The organism is Blastococcus sp. SYSU DS1021, from assembly GCF_054050995.1.
In genome coordinates this window covers 218,536-231,710 of sequence record NZ_JBJHAL010000003.1, presented here as the reverse complement: position 1 = coordinate 231,710, position 13,175 = coordinate 218,536, and the positions used below count along the sequence as shown (strand labels likewise).

Genomic DNA, 13,175 nt, shown 5'->3' with positions numbered 1-13,175 from the left:
AAAAACACCGGCGTGAGGCCGCACCACACCCCGGAGCCCCCCCCCCCCCCCGCCCCCCCCCCCCCCCCCCCCCCCCCCCCCACCTCTGCACCATCCCGGACGGGCACGTCGCCCCCACACGCCCAAGGACTCCCTGATGCTCGGCTACGTCGCCAAGAGGTTCGCCATGGCGGTCGGCACGGTGCTCGCCGCGATCCTCATCAGCTTCCTGCTGGTGCACGCCACCGACACCTCGCCTGGTGCGGTGCGCCTCGGTCCTGGCGGTACCCCCGAGCGCATCGCCGCCGAGAACGAGGCGCTGGGTTGGAACGACCCGTTGCACGTCCAGTTCTTCGACTATCTCGGCAGTCTGGTGACCGGCGACCTCGGCACGTCGCTCATCGACGGTCGCGATATCGCCGCGGACCTGACCGACCGGGTGCCGGTCACGGCGTTCATCGCATTGCTCGCCACGGTCTTCTCGGGAGTCGTCGGCGTGGTCCTCGGGGTCACGGCCGCCGTGCGAGGGGGACGCACCTCCCGGGTCATCACGACAGGAGCCGGGGTCGCGCTCTCCCTGCCCGTCTTCTGGGTCGGCATCCTGCTGGTGTATGCGCTGTCCATCCAACTGAGGTGGTTGCCGGCGACCGGCTACGTCCCCTTCGCCGCTGATGCCGCCGACTGGTTCAAGAGCCTGCTGCTCCCGGTGATCGCACTGTCGATCGGCGGGGCCGCCATCATCGCCCGGACCGCGAGAGCCGGAATGGGCGAAGCGCTGGCCCAGGAGCACATCCGGACCCTGAGGGCCATGGGGACTCCCGAGTGGCGCGTCCGGTACGTGCACGCACTTCGCTTCGCCAGCCTGCCGGTGGTGTCTGTGCTCGGTGTCCAGTTCATCGCCCTGTTCGGCGGCTCGGTGATCATCGAGAACCTGTTCGCCCTCCCAGGCCTCGGCCAGGCCGGGCAGATCGCCGCCGCCTCCAGCGACTTCCCGGCGCTCACCGGCGTCGTCATCGTGGCCACGGTCGTGGTCGTCGTCATCAACCTGCTGCTCGACCTCGTGGTCGCGGCGCTCGACCCGAAGGTGCGTACCGCATGAGTGTGCTGCCCCTGGACGCGGCCGACGAGGTGGCGACCCAATCGGTCCCACAGGGCCCGAAGCGCCGTGGACTGCCCTATTTCCTGCGCCGCCCGGGCGGGATCTTCGGTGCCGCATGGCTCGTGTTCATGGTCGTTGCGTCGCTGACCGCTCCGCTGTGGCGGCCCTACGACCCGGCCGCGCAGGACACGGCCAACCGCTTGGCACTGCCGTCGGCCGATCACTGGCTGGGCACCGACCCGCTGGGCCGCGACCTGCTCAGCCGGATCTTCAGCGCGGGCACCGAGCCGTTGCTCGCCTCCGTGGTCTCGGTCCTCGTCGCCTTCGGGATCGGGCTGTCGATGGCGCTCGTCGCCGCCGAGCGCGGGCACCGCGTCGAGCGGGTCACCACCCGCCTGGCCGAGGTGCTCCTCGCCCTTCCCGGGACGATCATGCTGCTCGCCGTGATCGGGGTGATCGGCGTCCGGATCTACATCATCATGGCCATCCTCGGCGTGATGATCTCCGCGGCCGTCTACCGGGTCATGCTCGGCGTCGCGAAGTCGGTGCGCCAGCGCCTCTACGTCGACGCCGCGCGGGTCAACGGACTCGGCTCGCTGAAGGTCAACCTCGTCCACGTCCTGCCGTCCATGGGCACCGTCGTGGCCGTCCAGGCTGCGCAGCTCTACGGCATCGGTCTGCTCATCGTCGCCGGCCTGGCCTTCCTCGGCTTCGGCCCCGCCGAGCCGCAGCCGAGCTGGGGTTTCATGATCCAGGATGCGTCGTCGTACGTGTTCAACGCGCCGTGGCTCATGGTGCCGACCGGTTTCATCCTCGCGCTCACCGTCGTCGCGGCCAACGAGCTGGCCGACGCCATCGCCAGCAAGGGGTCGATCGCAGCGACCACGCGACGTCGCAAGCGCCCGCTGGCCAGGGCCGCTGCCGGGACCACGGGAGAACCTCGTTCTACCGATCCGCAGGCGCTGCTCGAAGTCCGTGATCTGGATGTCACCGTCGATGACGGTCCGGCGCTCGTCAGTGGGGTGTCGTTCAACCTGCGACCGGGGCGGGTCCTCGGGCTGGTCGGCGAGTCCGGCTGCGGCAAGACGATGACGGCCCGTTCGCTCATCCGTCTGCTCCCCGACGGCGTCTCGATCTCCGGCGGCTCCATCCTGTGGCAGGGGCGCAACCTGGTCGGGCTGAACGAGAAGGAACTCAACGCCATCCGCGGCCGGGAGATCGCGCTGATCTCCCAGGAGCCGATGGTCGCCCTCGATCCGATGTTCTCCGTGTCCTACCAGCTGACCCAGCCGTTGCGCCGGATCCGCGGGGTCGGCCGCGCGGAGGCCGGCCGGATCGCTGCCCAACTGCTGCAGCAGGTGGGGATCGTCGACGCCCACCGGGTGCTCGCGAGCTACCCGCACCAGTTGTCCGGCGGCATGGCGCAGCGCGTCGCCATCGCCCTGGCGCTGACCGGCGAGCCGAAGCTGCTCATCGCCGACGAACCGACCACGGCCCTCGACGTCACGGTCCAGGCGGAGATCCTGACCCTGTTGCGTCAGCTCGTCCGGGACCGCGGCCTGTCCGTCGTCCTCGTCAGCCACGACCTCGGCGTCGTCGCCGACATCTGCGACGACGTCGCGGTCATGTACGCGGGCACCGTCGTCGAGTCGGGGGACGTGGCGAGCGTCCTCGACAGCCCGGCACATCCGTACACGATGGCGCTGCTCGGCGCCAACCCGCACGTGTCGGAGGGCGAGCCGGTGCCCGAGCGGCTGGCGTCCATCCCCGGCACCGTGCCCTCCCCGGGGAGCTGGCCGACCGGCTGCCGGTTCGCCGGCCGCTGCCACTTCGCACGGGACAAGTGCACCGAGCCCTTCTCGTCGCTCCCCGCCCACGGCGACGGGTCCGTCCTGTGCATCCGAGCCGATGAACTCGCCCATGCCTCCGTCACCTGGGCGCCCGAACACGCCGGAGACGAGGTCGTCCCCGGCACGAGGCAGGCCGCCACGCCGGCCGGTGCGACCGCTGCCCGGAACGGGCAGACGATTCCGACTGCTGGAGCGTCCCGATGACCGCACCCGCCGATACGCCGTCCGCCGCCCCCGCCCCTGCGTCGGCCCCGGCGCTGGAGGTCCGCGATCTCGTCGTCCGCTACGGCCGGGGACGCAAGGCCCGGCAGGCGCCACCGGCGGTGGACCGCGTGAGCCTGGACATCGCACCTGGCGAGACCCTTGGTCTGGTCGGGGAGTCCGGCTCGGGCAAGTCCACCATCGGCAAGGCGGTCCTCGGCCTGGAGCCTCCGACCGAGGGAAGCGTAAGGCTGCACGGGCAGGACATCACCGAGATGCCGCTCAAGCAGCGCAGTCGGCTGGCTGCGGACCTGCGAGTGGTCTTCCAGGATCCGTACTCGTCGCTGAACCCCACCCGCACCGTCGGCCAGACGCTGGTCGAGCCGCTGCGGCTCATGGGTGTGCGCCATCAGGAGGCGCTCCAGAAGGCCCGGAAAGGCTTGGAGTCTGTCGGTCTGCCCGGCGACGCGGTCGACCGCTACCCCGCACAGTTCTCCGGTGGGCAACGGCAGCGGATCGCCATCGCCCGCGCGCTGGTCTGCGACCCGAAGGTCCTCGTCCTCGACGAGCCGGTGAGCGCGCTGGACCTGTCCACCCAGGCGCAGGTCCTCAACCTCCTGGCCGACCTGCGCGACCGGCACGGGCTGTCGTTCCTGTTCATCGCCCATGACCTCGGCGTGGTCCGATTCCTCTCCCAGCGGGTGGTGGTGCTCTACCGGGGGCAGATCATGGAGATGGGCCCGGCCGAGGCCGTCCAGGAGCGCTCACGGCACCCTTACACCGTGGCCCTCAACTCGGCCGCCCCGGTGCCGCGCCCGGCCGAGCAGGCCGCCCGCCGGGCGGCCCGCGAGGCCCTCGGCATCGGGGTGGCCGGCTCAGCGGCTCCGGCCGCGACCGGCTGCCCCTTCGTGCCGCGTTGCCCGTTGGCCACGGAGATCTGCGTCGCGCAGCGTCCGCCGCTGCGGCAGGTGGACCAGACCGTCACCGCCTGCCATCACGCCGAGCGCGTCCCCGGACTGTGACGGCTCCGGTGGAGGGCCGTGCCGCGAGCGTGCGAGTAGCCGAGGACGCCGGGGTCCTTGCGCACACGAGCTCCGCGTCTGCGCCGCACGGCCTGCGCGTCGAGCATCTGGACGAGGCGCTCGGTCTGCGGAGCACCGCGCCCCGGCTGTCATGGCGGCTGCCCGAGGGCGCTCGCGAGCAGCGCGCCTACCGGATCACCACCGACAGCGGGTGGGACACCGGCTGGGTGGGGGGCGACCGAGGCCTCCTGGTGCCTTACGCCGGGCCGCCGCTCTGCTCCGGCCAGCGGGTGGAGTGGCGGGTGCGGGTGGGCACCGACCTCGGTGAGAGCCCGTGGTCCGAGCCGGCGTCCTTCGAGACCGGCCTGCTCTGGGCGGAGGACTGGCAGGCGTCCTGGGTGGAGCCCGGCCGGATGCCCAGCGGCCCGAAGGGGTCGCGGCCGGCCGCCCTGCTCCGGTTCGAGTTCGACGCCGACCGGCCGGTGACCGCCGCCCGGCTGCACGCCACCGCGCAGGGCCTCTACGAGGCGTTCCTCAACGGGCGGCGGGTGGGGGACGCCGAGCTCACCCCGGGTTACACGCAGTACGACGCGCGGCTGCAGGTGCAGACCTACGACGTCACCCCATCGGTCTCGGTCGGTCGCAACGCGCTGGGGATCGTCCTCGCTGACGGGTGGTTCCGGGGGCAGGTCGGCCTGACGCGGGCGGCCGACCAGTGGGGGAGCGGGCTCGCGCTGCTGGTCCAGCTGCACCTCACGTACGACGACGGCTCGACCGCGGTGGTGGGCTCGGGTCCGGGGTGGCGCAGCGCGCTCGGCCACGTCGTCGCCGCGGACCTGATCGAGGGGGAGCGCTGGGACCTGCGTCGGCTGCCGCGCGGCTGGGAAGCCCCCGGCTTCGACGACACCGGCTGGGACGACGTCGCCGTCGTCGAGCACGGTTACGCGGGCCTCGTCGACTCGCCGGCCCCGCCGGTGCGGCGGGTCGAGGAGCTGGTCCCGCGCTCGGTGACGAGGCTGGCGAGCGGTGCCCACGTGATCGACCTCGGCCGGAACATCAACGGGTGGGTCCGGCTCACCGACCTCGGCCCGGCCGGCACGAACCTCACGCTGACCCACGGGGAGTGGCTCGCGCCCGACGGCGACGTCACGGTCGCGAACCTCGAGCCCGACATGCCGTTCCTGCCGCACCGGCTCTCCGCCGGGCAGGTCGATTCCGTGGTGTCCGCGGGCGCCCCCGGCGACGTCTTCGAGCCACGCCGGACCACGCACGGGTTCCGGTACGTGCGCATCGAGGGCCATCCCGGTGACCTGACCGTGGACGACGTCCGCGGGGTGGTGGTGCACACCGATCTGCGCCGCACCGGCTGGTTCTCCTGCAGCGACGAGCGGGTGGACCGCCTGCACGAGGCGGCGCTGTGGAGCTTCCGCGGCAACGCCTGCGACATCCCGACCGATTGCCCACACCGCGAGCGGCACGGCTGGACCGGTGACTGGCAGCTGTTCGTGCCGACGGCCGCCTTCCTGTACGACGTGGCCGGGTTCTCGACCAAGTGGCTCCGGGACGTCGTCGTCGACCAGTGGCCCGACGGCACGATCGCGAACGTCAGCCCGAGCCCACGGCACGAGGGCAGGGACGGGCCGATCGGGCACCTGAACGGCTCGTCCGGCTGGGGCGATGCCGCGGTGATCGTCCCGTGGGAGATTTACCGGGCCTACGGCGACGAACAGCTGCTCGACGAGCTGTGGCCGACGATGGTGCGGTGGCTGGACCGCACCGAGCGCCTGGCGCGGGAGGGGCGCCACCCGTCCCGCGTCGAGCGCAATCCCGATCCCGCGCCGCACGAGCGCCACCTCTGGGACACCGGCTTCCACTGGGGCGAGTGGCTCGAGCCCGGCGAGAACCTCGGAACGGGCAACGACGAGTTCCGGACGGCCGACAAGGGGCATGTCGCCACCGCATACTTCGCCTACAGCGCCCGGCTCGCGGCCCGGATCGCCGAGGTCCTCGGCCGGCACGACGACGCAGCCCGCTACGCGGAGCTCAGCGAGCTGGCCCGGCAGGCGTGGCAGGCGGAGTACGTCGACGCCGAGGGCCGGCTCACCCCCGACACGCAGGCGACCCACGTGCGGGCGCTGGCCTTCGATCTCGTCCCGGCCGAGCTACGGCCGGCGGTCGCCGAGCGGCTGGTCGAGCTGATCCGCAAGGCCGACACCCACCTGGGTACCGGCTTCCTCGCCACGCCGTACCTGCTTCCCGTGCTGGCCGACGCAGGGCACGTCGACGTCGCCTACGAGCTGCTGCTGCAGGACACCGAGCCGTCGTGGCTGACGATGATCGACCGGGGCGGCACCACGGTGTGGGAGAGCTGGGGCGGCGTGGACGACGACGGCGTGCCGCACGACTCGCTGAACCACTACTCCAAGGGCGCGGTCGTCTCGTTCCTCCACCGGTACACCGCGGGCCTGCAGCTGATCGATCCCGCCTACCGCCGGTTCAGCGTCCGTCCGCGCCCCGGCGGCGGCCTGACCTCGGCCGAGGCGGCGCACGAGTCCCCGTACGGCCGGATCGAGTCCGCGTGGCGGATCGACGGCGGTGCGTTCGATCTCCGGGTGGTCGTCCCCGCCGGGACGGAGGCCGAAGTAGTCCTGCCCGACGGCACCACGACGACCGCCGGCCCCGGCGAGCACCGGTTCACCAGCCCCTTGGACGGAGAGGGAACCGAACGATGACGGCCGAGGCCGAGGCGTTCGAGTGGGCGGGGCCCGCCCGGTTCCTGCCGCCGCCTCCGGCGACCCGGCGGGACGACGGCGTCCGGGTCTTCTCCGGCGTCACCTACGCCTGCCCGGCCGGCTACCGGCCGCTGCAGCTGGACGTCTGGGTCCCCCCCGGGGAGAAACCGGCTCCGCTCGTCGTCTGGATCCACGGCGGCGCCTGGATGACGGGCGACCGCCGCTACCTGCCGGAGACGCTGCGGCCGGACTCGCTGTTCGAGGCGTTCGTCGCCGCGGGGCTGGCGATCGCCACGATCGACTACCGGTTCTCCCTCGAGGCGCCCTTCCCGGCCCAGCTGCACGACGCGAAGGCCGCCGTCCGGTACCTGCGGGCGCACGCCGGGGAACTCGGCGTCGATGTCACCCGGATCGGGGTCGCCGGCGAGTCGGCCGGCGGTCACCTCGCCGCGCTCGTCGCCCTGACCGGGCACCGCGCCGACCTGGAGGGCGACCTCGGGGTCGTCGGGCCGTCCAGCGGCGTCGACGTCGCCGTCGACTGGTACGGCGTCTCCGATCTGTCGACCATGCCGGGGGTGACCCCGCCGCCGCACATCGCGGCGAAGCTGCCCGAGGTGATGCGGGTGCCGGCGGAGAAACACCTCCTCGCCGGCCTCGACGAAGCCACGACGGCCGACGCCAGCCCGGTGACCCACGTGACCGCAGGCGCGCCGCCGTTCCTGCTGATCCACGGCACCGCCGACTGGCTGGTGCCGTTCAACCAGAGCCAGCAGCTCGCGGACGCCATGAGCGCTGCCGGTGTGGACGTCCGGCTGGTCCCGGTCGAGGGCGCCGAGCACATCTTCACCGGCTGCGACGACATCGACGCCGTCGTGCAGCTGTCCGTCCACTACCTGAGGGAGGCGCTCGGATGAGCGACCTGACCGTCCTACCCGTCTCGATCGAGCACCACCGGGAGCCGTTCGGCATCGGGGAGACGACGCCGCGGCTGTCCTGGGTCACGCGCACCGACCTGCCCGGCTGGCGCCAGGCCGCCTACGAGCTGGAGATCGCGCCGGAGGACGGCGAGGTCTGGTCGTCGGGCCGCGTCGCGTCGGCCGAGTCGGTCCTCGTCCCGTGGGAGGCTCCGCCGCTCGTGAGCCGGGAACGCCGGTCCGTGCGCGTGCGGGTCTGGACGGAGGGCGCCGCCGAGCCGTCGGCGTGGAGCGAGGACGTCCTCGTCGAGGCCGGTCTCCTGGAACCCGCGGACTGGACCGCCGAGCTGGTCCAGCCGGTCCTGCCCCGCGACGTGGAGGAGCCGGTCGCCCTCTTGCGGCGCGAGTTCGTCCTCGAGAAGCCGGTCGTCCGCGCCCGGCTGTACGCCACCGCGCAGGGCGTCTACGAGGCCGAGCTCAATGGAGCGGCGGTCTCGGACGTGGTGCTGGCGCCGGGGTGGACGAGCTACCGGCACCGGCTGCGCTACCAGACCTACGACGTCACGGGCCTGCTGCGCGAGGGCGCCAACGCCCTCGGCGTGCAGCTGGCCGAGGGCTGGTTCACCGGCTACGTGGGCTTCACCGGCAAGCGCGAGTGGTACGGCGACCGCACCGGCGCCTTCCTGCAACTGGAGGTGGAGCACCCCGACGGCACGCGGACCGTGCTGGTCACCGACGGCTCGTGGCGTTCGGCCGGCGGGCCTACGGTCGGCTCCGGTCTCTACAACGGCGAGACCTACGACGCCCGCCGGGAGCTGCCCGGCTGGTCGGCGCCGGGCTTCGACGACGCGACGTGGACCCCGGTCGAGGTCGGCGACCTGGACGTCACCACGCTGGTGGCTCCCACAGGTCCGCCCGTACGGCGAACGCAGACCCTTCCCGTCCAGGCCATCACCACGTCCCCGACGGGGAAGACGCTGGTCGACTTCGGGCAGAACCTCGTGGGGCGGATCCGCTTCTCCCTGCCCGACGGCCCCGCCGGCACCGAGATCACCGTCCGGCACGCCGAGGTGCTGGAACACGGCGAGCTGGGCACGCGCCCGCTCAAGGCCGCGCGCGCCACCGACGTCGTCGTGCTCGACGGTGCGGGGCCGCGGACCTGGGAGCCACGGTTCACCTTCCACGGGTTCCGCTACGCGGAGGTCTCGGGCTGGCCGGGTGAGCTGCGCCCGGCGGATCTCGAGGCCGTCGTCCTGCACACCGACCTGCGCCGCACCGGCACGTTCACGTGTTCCGACCCCGACGTCGAGCGGCTGCACGAGAACGTCGTCTGGGGCATGCGGGGCAACTTCGTCGACATCCCCACCGACTGCCCGCAGCGCGACGAGCGGCTGGGCTGGACCGGCGACCTGCAGGTCTTCGCCCCGACGGCGTCGTTCCTGTACGACACCGCCGGCATGCTGCGCTCCTGGTTGGCCGACCTCGCGGTCGAGCAGCTGGAGGACCACGGCGGCGTCGTACCGATGTACGTGCCGTTCCTGCCGCTGCTGCCCTTCCCGCAGAACCCGGAGACCGGGTGGGGCGACGCCGCCGTCGTCGTCCCGTGGGTGCTCTACCAGCGCTCCGGGGACCGGCAGCTGCTCGCCGACCAGTGGGAGTCGATGGTCGCCTGGATCGACGCCTTCGCCGGTCGCGCCGGTGCCCACCTGGACTTCCCGGAGGGGGGCTTCTCCTTCGGTGACTGGCTGGACACCGCGGCGCCGCCGGACAACCCGGCCGCCGCGCGCACGCCGTGGCAGTGCGTGGCCACTGCGTACCTGGCACGCTCGGCCCGGACCGTGGCGCAGGCGGCCGAGGTGCTGGGTCACGACGGGAGCCGCTTCGCCGAGCTCGCCGACCGGGCCGCGGTCCGCTTCCGCGCCGAGTACGTGTCGCCGAACGGCCGCCTCGCCTTCCCGTCCCAGACCGCCTACGCGCTGGCGCTGGAGTTCGATCTGCTGGAGCCCGGGCAGCGTGAGCATGCCGGCCGGCTGCTCGCCGAGCAGGTGCTGAAGGACGGGTTCCACATCGCCAGCGGTTTTCTCGGCACGCCCCTGGTCACCGACGCACTTACCCACGCCGGGGAGCTGTCCACCGCCTACGAGTTGCTCCTGCAGCGCGAGAACCCGTCGTGGCTGTACGCGGTGACGATGGGGGCGACGACGATCTGGGAACGCTGGGACTCCATGCTCCCGGACGGGACCATCAACCCCGGCGAGATGACGTCGTTCAACCACTACGCGTTCGGTGCGGTCGCCGACTGGCTGCACCGGACCGTGGCCGGGCTGGCCCCGGCGGCGCCCGGGTACCGGCGGCTCAGGGTGGCCCCCCGTCCGGGGCCGGGGCTCACGTCGGCCGGCGCGACGCACGAGACGCCGTACGGGACGGCGGAGGTCTCCTGGACGCTGACCGGTGGGACGCGGTTCGCCCTGGAGGTCACGGTGCCGCCCAGCACGACGGCGGAGATCCGGTTGCCCGACGGCAGCGCTCCGGTGGAGGTCGGCTCCGGCCGGCACACCTTCGCCGCCGAGATCACCGAACCGACGCCGGTCGAGAAGCCGGCGCTCTTCTTCAACCCGGAGGACCACCAGTGACCACCACGGAGTCGCACGGCGCCGCTGCGGCGCAGGACGCGCCTGCCTTCACCCTGCCCACCTGCTTCCCGCCCACCCACGGGGTGCCGGGGCCCGACGGCCGGACGACCTACCGGAGCGAGACCTTCGCCCTGGTCGACGGCTACCGGAACCTGCTCCTCGACGTCGTCGTGCCCGCGGCGGAGCAGCCCGTCCCTGTCGTCGTGTTCATCCACGGGGGCGCGTTCCGCATGGGGGCGGCCGAAGAGGTCTGGTCCCCGTCCTTCGTCCCGATGCGCGAGAAGATCCTGGCCGCGGGGATGGCCTTCGCCTCGATCACCTACCGCTTCAGCGCCGAGGCGCCGTTCCCGGCGCAGCTCCTCGACGTCCGGGCCGGCGTCCGGTACGTGCGGCACTTCGCCGCGCAGCTCGGGATCGATGGCGACCGCGTGGCCCTGTGGGGCGGCTCGGCAGGTGCCCACCTGGCCCTCCTCCTGGCGTTCACGCACGACCGGAGCGACTTCGGCCCGCGCGTCGGGGTGGAGGGCCCCGACCTCCCGGTGGCAGCGGTCGTGGACTTCTTCGGCGTCACGGACGTGCTGGCGCTGCAGGAGGACGACACGACCGGCGGGCGCGCGGACCACGAGAGCGCCGACTCCCCGGTCGGTCAGCTCATCGGTGGGGCCCTGCGCGAGCACGAGGACCGGGCTCGCGCCGTCAGCCCGATCACCTATGTGCGCCCGGACGCGCCGCCGGTGCTGGCCTTTCACGGCACGCAGGACGGAGCCGTCGGCCCGGGCCAGAGCCGGCGCCTCGTGGCGGCCCTCCAGCAGGTGGGTGCGTCGGCCGAGCTCGTGGAGGTGGACGGCGCCGACCACGGGTTCGTCACCATCGACGTGGAGCCGATCCTCGACCGGTCCGTGGGCTTCCTCCGGAAGCACCTGTCCTGAACCCCACGTCGCCGGCTCCTCCGGCCCACCGCCGCCGAGCCGGGCGGCGGCGGTGGGCCGACCCCTCCGTCGACATGAAGACGACCCCACGAACGGCAGAGCTGCGCGCATGACCGTGGAGACGTACGACTCCATCCGGCCGGGACAGGTCTGGCTCGACACGGACGGCAACCGGATCCAGGCCCAGGCGGACACGTCGGTGGCCGGCTACGTGTGGCTGTCCGTCCGGTTCGACGGTGGGATGCCGGTGCTCGACTGGCACGACGAGTGGCGGATCGAGGACCACGACTGATGCCGCCCTCCGGCTCCGGGGACCCGCGGCCCGTCGTCCCCGGGTTCCACCCCGACCCGAGCATCTGCCGGGTGGGGGACACCTACTGGATGGTCGTCTCCAGCTTCGAGTACGCGCCCGGTGTGCCGCTGTTCCGCTCGACCGACCTGGTCACGTGGAAGCAGGCCGGGCACGTGCTCGTTCGGCGGTCCCAGCTCGACGTATCCCGGGCGCCGGGCTCGGGTGGCATCACCGCCCCGACCATCCGGTTCCACGACGGCCGGTTCTGGATGATCACCACCAACCTCGCCGACGGCGGGTGGCAGGTCCTCGTGCACACCGACGACCCGCTGGGGGAGTGGTCGGAGCCGGTCCGGCTGACCGACGTGCGAGGCATCGACCCCGACCTAGCCTGGGACGACGACGGCACCCTGCTGGTCACCTACGCCGGCTTCGGCGCCGGCGGACCGGCCGGCCTGGTGCAGCAGGCGGTCGACCCGGTGTCCGGTCGTGCACTGACCGGACGGCGGCACGTCTGGCAGGGCACCGGCGGCCGGTTCCCGGAGGGGCCGCACCTCTACCGCATCGGTGGGTACTGGTACCTGCTGATCGCCGAGGGGGGCACCGAACGCGGGCACGCGGTGACGATTGCGCGGGGTCCCTCGCCGTCGGGGCCGTTCGAGCCGTGCCCGTGGAACCCGCTGCTCACCCACCGGGGGATCGAGTCACCGGTCCAGAACACCGGGCACTCGGACCTCGTGCAGCGGCCGGACGGCAGCTGGGCGGTCGTCTTCCACGGCGTGCGCCCGCGCGGGGCCAGCCCGCAGTTCCACGTGCTCGGGCGCGAGACGTTCGCCGCCGAGGTGGTGTGGGAGGACGGCTGGCCGCGTATCGGCGAGTGGCTGGCCCCGCCGACGGACGCGGTCGAGGTCGAGGAGCTGGCCGGCGCCGAGCTGCCGGTCTCCTGGGTCTCGCCCCGCCGGTTCCCCGGCGAGGTGCTCACCCGCGGCGAGGGCGGCTGGCGGTTGTGCGCTCGGGACGGCGACCTCGCCTCCGAGGACCTCGCGTTCGTGGGACGCAGACAGGAGCACCTGCACTGCCGGGCCCGCGCGGTCGTGGCGGCGGACGGGAACGGGGTCGGCGGGCTGTCGGTGCGCATGGATCCTCGGCACCAGCTCGCCCTGGAGGTGGACGGTGGCCGGGTCCGTGCAGTCGCGCACGTGGGCGCGCTGCGGCAGGTGCTGGGGGAGACCTCGGTCCCGGCGGGCGAGGACGTCGTCCTCGAGCTCCGCGCCGTGCCGGACGACGGCCACTTCTCCTCGACGGCGCTCGGCCCGGACCAGCTGGTCGCCGGGGTGGTGGACGCCGCAGGCGTGTTCGCTGAGCTCGGCCGGATCGACGGCCGCTACGTCTCCACCGAGGTGGCGGGCGGGATGACCGGGAGGCTGTTCGGCGTCTGGTGCTCCACCGGTGAGCTGGTCGTCCGCTCCTTCGCCTACGCCGGCGCCGATGACCCGGCCGCCGTCCCCACCGTCTGAGCACTGG

At 72.9% G+C, this 13,175-nt stretch carries 9 protein-coding genes; all 9 read left to right on the top strand.

The window, feature by feature from the left end; all coding sequences use genetic code 11:
* The first annotated feature begins 136 nt into the window (after positions 1–136).
* The 9 genes from ACI8AP_RS03915 (at position 137) to ACI8AP_RS03875 (ending at position 13,168) form a co-directional block, all read left to right on the top strand.
* Positions 137–1,078 (top strand): ABC transporter permease, encoded by a 942-nt coding sequence (locus tag ACI8AP_RS03915; RefSeq protein WP_456588018.1) that lies wholly within the window; start codon positions 137–139, stop codon positions 1,076–1,078.
* Positions 1,075–3,132, top strand: a complete 2,058-nt coding sequence (locus ACI8AP_RS03910; protein ID WP_456588017.1) for a dipeptide/oligopeptide/nickel ABC transporter permease/ATP-binding protein — start codon at positions 1,075–1,077, stop codon at positions 3,130–3,132. The genes ACI8AP_RS03915 and ACI8AP_RS03910 overlap by 4 nt, the downstream gene beginning before the upstream one ends.
* Positions 3,129–4,151 carry an oligopeptide/dipeptide ABC transporter ATP-binding protein gene (locus ACI8AP_RS03905; RefSeq protein WP_456588016.1) on the top strand — a complete coding sequence of 341 codons (1,023 nt, stop codon included), beginning with the start codon at positions 3,129–3,131 and terminating at the stop codon, positions 4,149–4,151. The genes ACI8AP_RS03910 and ACI8AP_RS03905 overlap by 4 nt, the downstream gene beginning before the upstream one ends.
* Before the next feature lie 29 nt (positions 4,152–4,180).
* Entirely contained in the window at positions 4,181–6,883 is a 2,703-nt protein-coding gene (locus ACI8AP_RS03900; RefSeq protein WP_456588015.1) for a family 78 glycoside hydrolase catalytic domain, read from the top strand.
* Positions 6,880–7,797 carry an alpha/beta hydrolase fold domain-containing protein gene (locus ACI8AP_RS03895; RefSeq protein WP_456588014.1) on the top strand — a complete coding sequence of 306 codons (918 nt, stop codon included), beginning with the start codon at positions 6,880–6,882 and terminating at the stop codon, positions 7,795–7,797. The genes ACI8AP_RS03900 and ACI8AP_RS03895 overlap by 4 nt, the downstream gene beginning before the upstream one ends.
* Positions 7,794–10,430 carry a glycoside hydrolase family 78 protein gene (locus ACI8AP_RS03890; RefSeq protein ID WP_456588013.1) on the top strand — a complete coding sequence of 879 codons (2,637 nt, stop codon included), beginning with the start codon at positions 7,794–7,796 and terminating at the stop codon, positions 10,428–10,430. Before ACI8AP_RS03895 ends, ACI8AP_RS03890 begins: the two co-directional genes overlap by 4 nt.
* The gene (locus ACI8AP_RS03885; protein ID WP_456588012.1) at positions 10,427–11,359 is read left to right on the top strand and encodes an alpha/beta hydrolase fold domain-containing protein; all 933 of its coding nucleotides are present in this window, start codon (positions 10,427–10,429) and stop codon (positions 11,357–11,359) included. Before ACI8AP_RS03890 ends, ACI8AP_RS03885 begins: the two co-directional genes overlap by 4 nt.
* A 109-nt stretch (positions 11,360–11,468) precedes the next feature.
* On the top strand, positions 11,469–11,651 hold the full coding sequence (locus tag ACI8AP_RS03880; RefSeq protein WP_456588011.1) for a hypothetical protein: 183 nt from the start codon (positions 11,469–11,471) through the stop codon (positions 11,649–11,651).
* Positions 11,651–13,168 (top strand): family 43 glycosylhydrolase, encoded by a 1,518-nt coding sequence (locus ACI8AP_RS03875; RefSeq protein ID WP_456588010.1) that lies wholly within the window; start codon positions 11,651–11,653, stop codon positions 13,166–13,168. Before ACI8AP_RS03880 ends, ACI8AP_RS03875 begins: the two co-directional genes overlap by 1 nt.
* The last annotated feature ends 7 nt before the right edge of the window (positions 13,169–13,175 follow it).

Bases quoted from the DNA above. Each gene is read 5' to 3' on its own strand.
- ACI8AP_RS03915 (WP_456588018.1), top strand. From the start codon at position 137: ATGCTCGGCTACGTCGCCAAGAGGTTCGCCATGGCGGTCGGCACGGTG.
- ACI8AP_RS03910 (WP_456588017.1), top strand. From the start codon at position 1,075: ATGAGTGTGCTGCCCCTGGACGCGGCCGACGAGGTGGCGACCCAATCG.
- ACI8AP_RS03905 (WP_456588016.1), top strand. From the start codon at position 3,129: ATGACCGCACCCGCCGATACGCCGTCCGCCGCCCCCGCCCCTGCGTCG.
- ACI8AP_RS03895 (WP_456588014.1), top strand. From the start codon at position 6,880: ATGACGGCCGAGGCCGAGGCGTTCGAGTGGGCGGGGCCCGCCCGGTTC.
- ACI8AP_RS03890 (WP_456588013.1), top strand. From the start codon at position 7,794: ATGAGCGACCTGACCGTCCTACCCGTCTCGATCGAGCACCACCGGGAG.
- ACI8AP_RS03880 (WP_456588011.1), top strand. From the start codon at position 11,469: ATGACCGTGGAGACGTACGACTCCATCCGGCCGGGACAGGTCTGGCTC.
- ACI8AP_RS03875 (WP_456588010.1), top strand. From the start codon at position 11,651: ATGCCGCCCTCCGGCTCCGGGGACCCGCGGCCCGTCGTCCCCGGGTTC.